Here is an 11,239-nt window from a genome sequence, read left to right as displayed (position 1 = left end):
GACCAATGGTCATCAACATCCAACTCATTCGTAAACTACTTATTAGACAGAGGTACCATTCTTTCAACCGAATACAAAGATTCAAGGAGGTGGTCGGCAACACTCTATCTATAAACCCAAGAGTATCTCATAAAAATAGATACTCTTGGGTTTATAGGTACATCCCGTCCCTAAAAAACCTAACTTAATCATACGAGGAGGTGCGGTAATATGAAACGATTTATAAGTACGGAAATAACCACCACCTGCATGACAAAAAAGCAGAGTAAGGTGATTTATAGATGTAACAATTAAACTTTTAGGAGGAGATTAGAAGATGAATAACGTTATAAATGTTGGGGTATTAGGTTTAGGTACGGTCGGAAGTGGTGTTGTTCATATTTTGAAAGAACATTATAAAAAAATCGCACTTGATACAGGATACGAAGTGAAAGTGAAAACAGTCGTTGTACGTGATTTGGAAAAAGAACGCGATGTTTGTATTGATGGAATTGCAGTAACAAGTCATGCAGATGAAGTTCTAAATGATTCAAATATTGATATTGTAGTAGAGGTAATGGGTGGAATTGAAGAAGCAAAGCAGCATATTGTTAAGGCTTTACGAAATAAAAAGCATGTCGTAACAGCAAATAAAGATTTAATGGCTGTATATGGTGCAGAGCTTCTTCAACTGGCGAACGATAATGATTGTGATTTATGTTACGAAGCGAGTGTAGCGGGCGGTATTCCAGTGTTAAGAGGACTAACTGATGGGCTAGCATCAGATCAAATTGAAAAAATAATGGGAATTGTAAATGGTACAACAAATTATATGTTAACAAAAATGAGTCAAAATGGATGGTCTTATGAAGAGGCTTTACAGGAAGCACAAAAATTAGGCTTTGCAGAATCGGATCCGACAGCAGATGTAGATGGACTAGATGCGGCAAGAAAAGTAGCAATTCTTGCAAACTTAGGTTTTTCGATGAATGTTTCATTAGATGATGTGCAAGTAAGAGGGATTCGAAAGGTCGAAAAAGAAGATTTACAAATGGCTGAAAAGTTAGGATTTACTATGAAGTTAATTGGTAAGGCTGAAAAACAAGGACCAGCCATTCATTTAAGTGTAGAACCGACGCTTTTACCGAGCCAGCATCCATTATCAAATGTGAATAATGAATTTAATGCGGTGTATGTCCATGGCCAAGCGGTAGGAGAAGTAATGTTTTATGGACCCGGAGCTGGGAAGTTACCGACTGGTTCTGCTGTAGTAAGTGATATTATTTCAATCGTTAAAAATATGAATCAAGTTCCGAAAAATAAAAGTGCGTTAAAAGAACCAGTTCCTTATGAATTACAAGGTGATGAAGAAGTAGTTTCGAAATATTTCTTACGTATTTCATTACGAGATGAGCCTGGGATGTTACAAAAAATAACAGAATGTTTCGTTAATTATTCTGTAAGTTTAAAAGAGGTTATTCAATTACCTTTAAACCGTGAACTGGCAGAAGTCGTTGTTGTGACACATCGAACTTCCAAGTATCAATTTGAACGAGTTTTAGAAGCGATAGAAGCTGTCGCAAGTGAAATAAATAGTTACTACATTATTGAGGAGGAAAAACAATATGTATAAAGGACTATTAAAACAGTATGCGTCTTATTTACCAGTGAATGAAAATACACCTGATGTCAGCTTAATGGAAGGAAACACGCCACTTATTCCATTATTAAATATATCAAAACAATTAGGGATTCAGCTATACGGTAAGTACGAAGGAGCGAATCCGACAGGTTCTTTTAAAGATCGTGGTATGGTCATGGCAGTTGCTAAGGCGAAAGAAGAAGGTTCAGAAGCAATCATTTGTGCATCAACAGGTAATACATCAGCATCAGCTGCAGCATATGCGGCACGTCTTGGGATGAAATGTATTATCGTAATACCAGAAGGAAAGATTGCACATGGAAAATTAGCGCAAGCGGTCGCTTATGGAGCTGAAATTATTTCAATAGAAGGGAATTTCGATGATGCACTTAAGGCTGTAAGAAATATTGCTGCAGAAGAGCCGATTACGTTAGTAAATTCAGTGAATCCTTATCGAATTGAAGGGCAAAAAACGGCAGCATTTGAAATTTGTGACCAATTGCAAAATGCACCAGATGTTCTAGCTATCCCTGTTGGGAACGCAGGAAATATTACAGCATATTGGAAAGGTTTCTGTGAATATGAGAAAGAAAAAGGTTATAAGAAGCCAAGAATCCATGGTTTTGAAGCGGAAGGAGCAGCTGCAATTGTAAAAGGGCATGTAATTGAAGAACCTGAAACAATTGCAACAGCGATTCGCATCGGTAACCCAGCAAGTTGGTCGTATGCAGTAGAGGCTGCCGAGCAGTCTCGTGGTGAAATAGATATGGTATCAGATGAAGAAATTTTACATGCGTATAGGTTATTAGCAAAAACTGAAGGAGTTTTCGCTGAACCAGGATCAAATGCTTCATTAGCCGGCGTAATTAAACATGTTGAATCTGGAAAAATCAAAAAGGGAGAAACAGTTGTTGCAGTATTAACTGGAAATGGTTTGAAGGATCCTGATATCGCTATTTCTTCAAATCAACTAGACATCGCAAATGTGTCAAATGATATAGAACAAATTAAAGATCATATTAAAGGGGTGATTATGTCGTGATACCATTTAGCGTTCGTGTCCCTGCTAGTACGGCGAATGTTGGTCCTGGATTTGATTCAGTTGGAATAGCTTTGTCATTGTATTTAGATGTGGTGGTTAAAGAAAAAGCTGATAAATGGCAAGTAATCCATTCCTTTGAAGAATCAATTCCAGCAGACGATAAAAATTTAATCGTTAGCACGGCATGTAAAGTATGTCCTTCTATATCACCCCATATAATAGAAGTTACTAGTAATATCCCATTAACGAGAGGGCTAGGAAGTAGTGCATCAGCGATTGTAGCTGGGATAGAGCTTGCGAATCAACTAGGCAATTTGAACTTAACTGCTGATCAAAAAGTTCAAATTGCTACAAATTTTGAAGGACATCCTGATAATGTTGCTGCTTCTATATTAGGTGGAACTGTAATTGGAGCACTTGATGGAAAGGATGTTTCCGTCGTAAGAATTGAGAGCAAGGAATTAGGTGTAGTTTCTCTCATTCCGAATGAAGAATTAAATACAGATGAAAGTCGATCTGTATTACCAAAGATGTTTCCGTTTCATGAGGCAGTTAAAGCGAGTGCGATAAGTAACGTATTAGTAGCTGCATTATGTCAAAAGCGATGGGAAGTTGTAGGTGAAATGATGGAGAGAGACCATTTTCACGAGCCATATCGTTTAGAACTCGTACCGTTATTACCATCTATTCGTAAATGCGCAAAAGAATTTGGTGCGTACGGCACAGCACTTAGCGGTGCGGGACCATCTATTTTTATATTAGCACCATATGAGAAACGTCAAGAAATCGCTGGGCAGTTAGCGAGAGTATTTACAGATATGAAAGTATGTGAGCTTGAAATCGACCATAAAGGTATTATTGTAAATAAGGAAGAGCATATTGGATCGTAAAGAAAGCTGGCATGGCTAGCTTTCTTTACGTTGCAAACCTATTTTAAATTAGGTTTTTTCGGAAGAAAATATAAAACAAATGTTGATTTTGAATAATGTAAGTAAAGAGTGCATTCATTTTGGAGGTGATTACATGAATAAAGAGTCACCAGAAGAAAAAAGAGAGCGTATGAGACAAAGTGAATTAAAAAGTAATCCTACGGGTTCTTTACGTGACGGACTCAATAGAGCGGAAACAGGTAGTCCAGTTGATATAGCAGGCGGTATGAATTGGAAAGGCACAGGAATAATCATTTTAGTACTATTTTTAGGATACATTGTATACACTTATTTTTTCAGTTGAAGAATGCTTGTTAAAATTTTGATTTGCTTAGTTTCATAATTATTGAGAAAAAAACGCAGTTACTGTATTACATATCTTCTAAGCAGGTTATAGTTGTTCATATCAACTTTTAATACTCCAAATAGAGCTAGCAAAATGCTAGCTCTATTATTTTTTGCCACATTCCTGTAACAAAGCACCTGTATATTCATTGGTGGAGGTGCAGAGGATGAAAAAAATGATAGCGATATGTCTTCTTACAACTATGTCGTTTTCGACTTTAGTCGGTTGTGACGTAAAAGGTAGTAATGCTGTACAAGAGTCTAAAATAAAGAAAGCGACGTATAAAGATTTTACTTATGATGTAAATCCAGAAACATTCACATTAACTGTAGAACATGAGGGGGTAAAGGAACAGGCATCACAACCCCTACCGAAAATGAAGGTATCGAATGTAAAAAAAGAAAAGGATCGTACATCGTGGGAATATCCAGATCAAAAAGTAAAAATAAAATTAGAAAAGAAAAAAGACCACTTAAACATTGAAGTGGAATCGACTGGTGCAGAAAGCTTTACATGGCCGAAAGTAGAAGCTGAAAATTATACACTTCCGTTATGGGAGGGTAAGCAAATTCCGAGCAATGATGAGAATTGGAAGAAGTTTTTAAAGGATGATGCATATTCATTTGCTGAATCATTTTCTATGAAGTTTTTCGCATTAAATGGTTCGAAATATTCAATTGTATATATTGCAAAGAATATGTTTAATAATGAATTGAAATTTCATTCGGATCCGAAAATAGGATTTGATTTTACACATGAATTTCCGAGCATAAATAAAAATAAAACATATGGATTTCAATTATATGTGACAAATAATGATGCGGTAAGCATTACTAAACTGTATAAGGATGATATTGTTCAAAAAGGTGAATTTAAAACATTACAAGAAAAGGCTAGAAAAAATAAAGAAATCGAAAAGTTATATGGAGCGGCGCATTTTTATTTTTGGAATCAAAATGGTTTATCAGAAAGTAATATAAATTGGTCAAAACTAAGAGAGCAAATAAATAGCCCGCTGTTTAGTCATATAAAAGAACTTATTCAAAAGAATAGTTCAGAGCCTGGGGAACTGAATGTATTAGATCAAGTAAGTAAACAAGATTTTATTGATAAGTATCAAAAAAATGTTATTTTACGTTATATAAACGAAGTGTTATCTATGAAGGAATTTTATAAAGAGGATATTTTTCAAAACGTTAATCAGGAAGCTAGTGTGCTATTAAAGAAAGGTGTAGGTCACTTAACGAATACAGAATTGTATAGCTTAAATAAGCATTTATTAAAGTCGCTACTTGGTGATGCGGTTGAAGAGGTAAGTAAATGGGGTAATGCAGATGGAACGGACATACTAAAGGAAATGAAAGAGGCAGGAATAGAAAAAGCATGGATTGGTCTGCCGAACTGGGAACAAGGATTTATGCAACCTAATTTCGTGACAAAAGCTAAGGAAATGGGGTATTTAGTTGGTCCGTATGATTCGTATCATTCCATTCACGAAAAAAGTGATAAAAATTGGAACACAGCATCCTTTAATGACCCATCATTATACGAAGAGGCTACTGTAACGAAGAAAAACGGAGAAAAGGTGCAAGGCTTTTTAGGTAGAGGTCGCAAATTAAACCCGACTTTATCGCTGCCTAGTGTAAAGGAACGCATGAATGATATATTACAAAATGGTCCTAAATATAATTCATGGTTTATTGATTGTGATGCGACAGGTGAAATTTACGATGACTATTCAGCGAAACATATAACGACGCAAGAGCAAGATTTAAAAGCACGTTTAAAACGAATGGACTACATTGCGCAAGAAAAGGATATGGTCGTTGGTTCTGAAGGCGGAAATGATTTTGCTAGTAGTACGATTGCATTTGCACACGGGATTGAAACACCTGTTATTAAATGGGACGATGAAGATATGCGGAAAAATAAAACAAGTCCGTATTATGTCGGTGGATATTGGTCACCAAATCAAAATGTGCCTGAAAAATATGCAAAACAAGTACCATTGAAAGAAGAATATAAACAAGTATATTTAAACCCAGTATATTCGGTACCATTATATAAATTAGTATACAATGATTCCGTTATTACAACGCATCATTGGGAATGGGGAAGTTTAAAGGTAAAAGATGAAGTTGGAAATCGAATGCTGTCTGAATTATTGTATAATGTTCCTCCGTTGTACCATTTAGATGAAGTAGAGTGGGATAAGCATAAAAAAGAAATTACAGAGCATCTAAAAGTTTGGAATGAAGTTCATGAAAAAGCAGTAAAAGAAGAGATGACGAATTTTGCGTATTTGTCAGAAGATAAGCTAGTACAATCTATTTCTTATGGAAAAGATATTAAAATCATTGTGAACTTCTCAAATGAAGACATGGAAATAGAAAAAACGAAAATAAAAGCAAAGTCGGCTTACATTGATAATCAGGGGAAGAAAAGTGTGTATACGCCGTTTGAGAAATAATAAAGTTAAATATACTGTATTCATAGAGATTTTATAATTAGCTGGATTCTTTATTCATATCGTTTGTTAGGAAAAAGACATTCTAATTTAAAATGAAAGAGTTAATAAATTTGTAAATCCGCATGTTGCGAAGTGCTAAATTTTTGAAATTGGTAAATAGTGACTTGCCAAAAATAAGTACGAGAGTATAATGTGAAATGGAATACGTATTGGGTTTAAGTAGTAACCTTACAAAATTGTAAGGTTAGTGAAAGGAAATTCAATATGAAGATAAATAGACTTACATTATACTTGGTAAAGAGAAAGAGAGGCGAATGGGTATGAGCTCTGAATTAGAACAAAATACGAGAAGTAATAAAAAGCGTTCTAAAAGAAAGTCAATAAAATGGTTCATATTAATTCCATTTTTCCTACTTATTTTTGGAGGAGTAGGATATGGTTCGTTTATATATAATAAAGCAAAAGCTGTTGTAAATGATGCGTATGCAAAAATTGATAAGTCATCAAAGCGTGATAAAGAAGTCGAACCTTTAAAGGATAATATTTCAATATTAATCATGGGTGTAGATGGAAGTGAAATGAGAAAAAGCCAATATGGCGAAGCAGTTCGAACAGATGCACTTTTATTAGCAACAATTAATAAAGATGATAAGTCTGTTAAGCTAGTAAGTATTCCACGTGATTCACGTGTTTACATTCCAACTAGAAAAAAATTAGATAAAATTACTCATGCTCACGTATTTGGTGGCGTAGAAAGCACACGCGATACGGTGGAAAGATTTTTGAATGTACCTGTTGATTATTATGTGAAGTTTAACTTTGAATCATTCGTACAAATTGTCGATTCAATTGGTGGTATTGATATTGATGTACCAGTTACTTTCACTGAACAAGATAGTAAAGACCAAGCTGGTATGATCCATTTAGAAAAAGGTTACCAACATTTAAATGGAGAACAAGCTCTTGCACTTGCAAGAACGCGTAAAATTGATAGTGACGCAATGCGTGGACAGAGACAGCAACTTGTAATAGAAGCAATTGCTAAAAAAGCGATGTCTGTTCAATCAATTAGCAAAATGGGCTCTTTACTGGATGCGGTTGATAAAAATATGAAAACGAACTTAACATTTGACGATATGCTGGCCATTACAAAAAATATGGCAGGATCTAATTTGGAAATGGAAAAAATGCAAATAGAAGGTACAGATAAACGTATCGGTGGTATTTATTATTACATTCCAAATGAAAAAAATGTAAAAGATATTTCAAAAAAATTAAATGATCATTTAGGTGTAACGCCAAAATCAGTCCGAAACGAATAATAAAAAAAGATTGGCTTTTGCCAATCTTTTTTTTTGGAATGTATTTGTAACTTTTCTGTAACGATTTTTTAGTTTAGAAAAATTATACTCATATGTATGAGTATAATGGATAGGTAAAAAAGTAAAAGGACATATTCAAAATTTGTGGTAAGGAAAGATATCATATGCAGAAATGGTTAAGCATGATGGGAATTATCTTTATATTGACTGGATGTAAAATGTCTGAAGCTCCAACAAGTCTAATGGAAGCTCCTACAAATGAAAAATGGATTAATGAATTAAAGGAACAAATTGATAAAGATTTACCTGTTAATTATCGCTTACTTACTCCAATGTCTAACAAAGATAAACAGATGATTTGGTCAATGAATTTTAAACAAGATAATAAGAAAGAAGCCATCTTATTTTATAAATTGCCGAATGAAGATCATAGCGTATATTTAGCCGTATATGAAGAAATCGGAAATGGCTGGAGAATAAAGTCCACACATAAATTTGATGGTGGAGATGTAGATATCGTTGAAGTCGGTGATTTTACAGGGAACGGGAAGAGAGAGTTGTTAATCGGAATCTCTGTAAATCGTGAATCGTTAGAACATGTTATGTATGTTTTTTCGGAAGAAAATGAAGAGATGAAGGAAATATATAATCGAAGTTATACGAAGTTATTCATAGAGGATCTAAATGAAAATGGACTGAAAGATATAAGCCTTGTTACATTTGAAAAAGATGAGAAGCTGACAGTTGAGTTCATGGAACAATTTAAGACTTTATCTGAAGTGTCATACGATCCATTTATAAATAGTATTCAAAGAATACAAATGGGGCGTATATCTAAATCACTAAAGGCGGTAGTAATTGATGCAGGAGTTGGCGCTCATTCAGGTATAACTTATGTAGCAAAATTTGATCAGGATCATTATGAAGTATTACCTATAGGTGGGAAAGAAGATTTATTTAATGAATATGTTGTAGAAAGTAAAGATGTTAATGAAGACGACATTATTGAATTTGTTCGTACTGTACGTCCAAAAGGTTGGGAGGATAAATCACATGGTGATAGTCCGCTTTTTGAACGTTACATACAGTGGAGTGAATCTGGAATTAAACCAATTGAAGAACGATATATAGATATAGAAAAAGGGTATTATGTGAAAATTCCTAAAGAGTTAATAGGGAAAATTACAATACCAGATCAGCAAAAAGAATCAAATTCTCAAAAGTTTTTGGATACAAGAACAAATAAAATATGGCTTGAAGTTCATATTTTTAAGCGGAAAGAATGGTTCAATATAAAAGGCTACAGCGCAGCAATTAAAACGGCTTCTCACGTATATGCAGTACCGAAGCAATCGGAATTTGAAAAAGTGAAAGCATATATAAAACCGCTAGCGGATTATCAACAAGAGTAGGAGGTGGGAATTATGTCAAAAATTTTAGTTTTAGAAGATGAATTAACGATCCGTAGCTTTATTGTTTTAAATTTAAAACGTGCTGGATTTTATGTAATAGAAGCTACTACTGGAGAAGAAGCATTACAGATTTTGAGTGAGCAAACTGTTGATATAGCACTGCTGGATGTAATGTTACCGGGGATTGATGGTTTAGAAGTTTGTAAGGCTATCAGGAAAGAAAATAAAAAAATGGGTATTATTATGTTAACCGCACGTGTACAAGATGAAGATAAGGTGCAAGGACTAGGAATAGGTGCAGATGATTATATTGCAAAACCGTTTAGTCCAGTAGTATTAACTGCACGTATACAGTCTTTATTAAGAAGAATAGAAGTACATGAAGAAAAAACGAATATTGTTACGTCAGGTCCATTTTCGTTAAATATTATAGAAGAAAGATTGTATAAAGATGGACAATTAGTCGATTTAACACCTACAGAGTATATGATATTACAGTATTTAATGAATCAGGCTTCAAAGCCAGTTTCGCGTGATGAAATTTTAAATATGATTTGGGGAACCAATTACGTAGGTGAGACGAAAGTAGTAGATGTAAATATGAGACGGTTACGTCAAAAGATAGAATGTAATCCATCAGAACCTGAATTTATTCTTACGGTGTGGGGAAAAGGATATGTGTGGAAGGAAAGTATGAGATGAAACGGAAAGTGACTTTATATTTTATGACGGTCATTACACTTATGCTTGTATTATTTGAAGTTGTATTTTCAGTCTCAATTTATCGATACTATTATAATGGTATTGTGCAATATATAGAGTCTCATGCGAAAACGAGTACACGTTTTTTTTCAGAATACAATTCACTATACTTTATTCGATTACAAGAATATAGTGGTGACATAATTAGTAGCTTTCAATTAGAAGGAACAGAATTACAGTTAATTGATCGTCACGGCTCGGTTATACAATCTTCAAGTGGTGAAAAGGTAGAAGGTAAAGTGAATATTCCACAATCATTATTAGAAGGTGAAATGTATAATCAAGTTACTACGAAAGGTAATAAAAAACAACTAGAGGTGCTAAGCCCACTTATACATCAAGGACAAACTATTGGTGTTTTAAAATATACGACTGTTTTAACAAATGTAAATAAAAAGATTATTGAAATTATTACGTTTACTATTTCTGTAGGTATTGTTATTTCGGGAGTCGCCTTCTTAATTAGTAGACGTTTGGCAAATTCATTTGTTGAGCCAATTGAATCCATTATTCAAGCCTCTTCACAAATTGCAGAAGGCACATTAAAGCAAAAAATTAAAGAAGATTATCCTGGAGAATTAGGTGAATTGGCACATAGTTTAAATTATATGGCCTATAAAATAGATAAGGCTGAGCAGATGAAAAATGAATTCATTGCTTCTATTTCGCACGAAATACGAACGCCTTTAACAGGAATTAAAGGTTGGAGTGAGACGTTAAAAACAGTAGATCATTTAACAGAAGAAGAAATAAAGCAAGGTATGGGCATTATTTCAGGTGAGACAGATAGATTGATTCATTTAGTAGAAGAATTGCTAGATTTTTCAAGATTACAATCAAATCATTTTAATTTATATAAACAAAAGGTGCAGTTGTACGATATACTAGAGGAGACGATTTGGCAATTAACTCCTAAATCGGAAGAGAAGGAAATTCAATTTATTACTACTATAGACCGAATTGAATTGATGGGAGATCGAAATAGGTTAAAGCAAGTTTTCTTGAATATTGTTCAAAATGCAATTAAGTATTCACATAAAAAAAGTACAATACACATTGAAGCGACTAAAATAGAAGGACAAGCAGTGATTAAGGTAAGAGACGAAGGGATTGGAATTGCTAAAGAACATTTACCATATATTGAGCAATCATTTTACCAAATTAATAATCATGCTGCAGGTGCAGGTATTGGTTTAGCTATCGTTAAAAAAATGGTAGAGCTTCATGGCGGTGTGCTTAGTGTTACAAGCAAAGAAGGAATAGGAACAACAATTTTGATAAAACTCCCATTATAATACAAATAAAATCTATTTATATGGTGAAATAAAAATAAAT

9 protein-coding genes are annotated in these 11,239 nt (G+C 34.0%); all 9 read left to right on the top strand.

Features of this window, described 5'->3' with window-relative positions:
• The first annotated feature begins 316 nt into the window (after positions 1 to 316).
• The 9 genes from MR168_RS21020 to MR168_RS20980 all read left to right on the top strand — a co-directional run bounded on the left by MR168_RS21020 (position 317) and on the right by MR168_RS20980 (position 11,199).
• A complete protein-coding gene (locus MR168_RS21020) occupies positions 317 to 1,612 on the top strand; it encodes a homoserine dehydrogenase (RefSeq protein WP_001066901.1) in 1,296 nt (431 codons plus the stop codon).
• Positions 1,605 to 2,663 carry a threonine synthase gene (thrC, locus tag MR168_RS21015; RefSeq protein WP_000276437.1) on the top strand — a complete coding sequence of 353 codons (1,059 nt, stop codon included), beginning with the start codon at positions 1,605 to 1,607 and terminating at the stop codon, positions 2,661 to 2,663. Before MR168_RS21020 ends, thrC begins: the two co-directional genes overlap by 8 nt.
• Positions 2,660 to 3,553: a homoserine kinase gene (gene thrB / locus MR168_RS21010; protein ID WP_000612098.1), complete on the top strand. Its 894-nt coding sequence runs from the start codon at positions 2,660 to 2,662 to the stop codon at positions 3,551 to 3,553. The genes thrC and thrB overlap by 4 nt, the downstream gene beginning before the upstream one ends.
• A 133-nt stretch (positions 3,554 to 3,686) precedes the next feature.
• On the top strand, positions 3,687 to 3,896 hold the full coding sequence (locus MR168_RS21005; protein WP_001031482.1) for a DUF6366 family protein: 210 nt from the start codon (positions 3,687 to 3,689) through the stop codon (positions 3,894 to 3,896).
• A gap of 208 nt (positions 3,897 to 4,104) precedes the next feature.
• Positions 4,105 to 6,408 (top strand): glycoside hydrolase, encoded by a 2,304-nt coding sequence (locus MR168_RS21000; protein WP_086388633.1) that lies wholly within the window; start codon positions 4,105 to 4,107, stop codon positions 6,406 to 6,408.
• Positions 6,409 to 6,728: 320 nt separating this feature from the next.
• Entirely contained in the window at positions 6,729 to 7,730 is a 1,002-nt protein-coding gene (locus MR168_RS20995) for an LCP family protein (RefSeq protein ID WP_001987131.1), read from the top strand.
• Between the two features lie 164 nt (positions 7,731 to 7,894).
• The gene (locus MR168_RS20990; RefSeq protein WP_152121316.1) at positions 7,895 to 9,142 is read left to right on the top strand and encodes a hypothetical protein; all 1,248 of its coding nucleotides are present in this window, start codon (positions 7,895 to 7,897) and stop codon (positions 9,140 to 9,142) included.
• A 12-nt stretch (positions 9,143 to 9,154) separates the two neighbouring features.
• Positions 9,155 to 9,844 (top strand): response regulator transcription factor, encoded by a 690-nt coding sequence (locus MR168_RS20985; RefSeq protein ID WP_000036071.1) that lies wholly within the window; start codon positions 9,155 to 9,157, stop codon positions 9,842 to 9,844.
• Positions 9,841 to 11,199 (top strand): sensor histidine kinase, encoded by a 1,359-nt coding sequence (locus tag MR168_RS20980; protein WP_000824532.1) that lies wholly within the window; start codon positions 9,841 to 9,843, stop codon positions 11,197 to 11,199. The genes MR168_RS20985 and MR168_RS20980 overlap by 4 nt, the downstream gene beginning before the upstream one ends.
• Positions 11,200 to 11,239 lie beyond the last annotated feature (40 nt).

This window comes from Bacillus cereus group sp. BfR-BA-01356, from assembly GCF_022663635.1.
GTDB classification, from domain to species: Bacteria; Bacillota; Bacilli; order Bacillales; family Bacillaceae_G; genus Bacillus_A; species Bacillus_A cereus.
The sequence above is the reverse complement of the archived record's forward strand: the minus strand, read 5'-3'. Positions and strand labels throughout refer to the sequence as shown.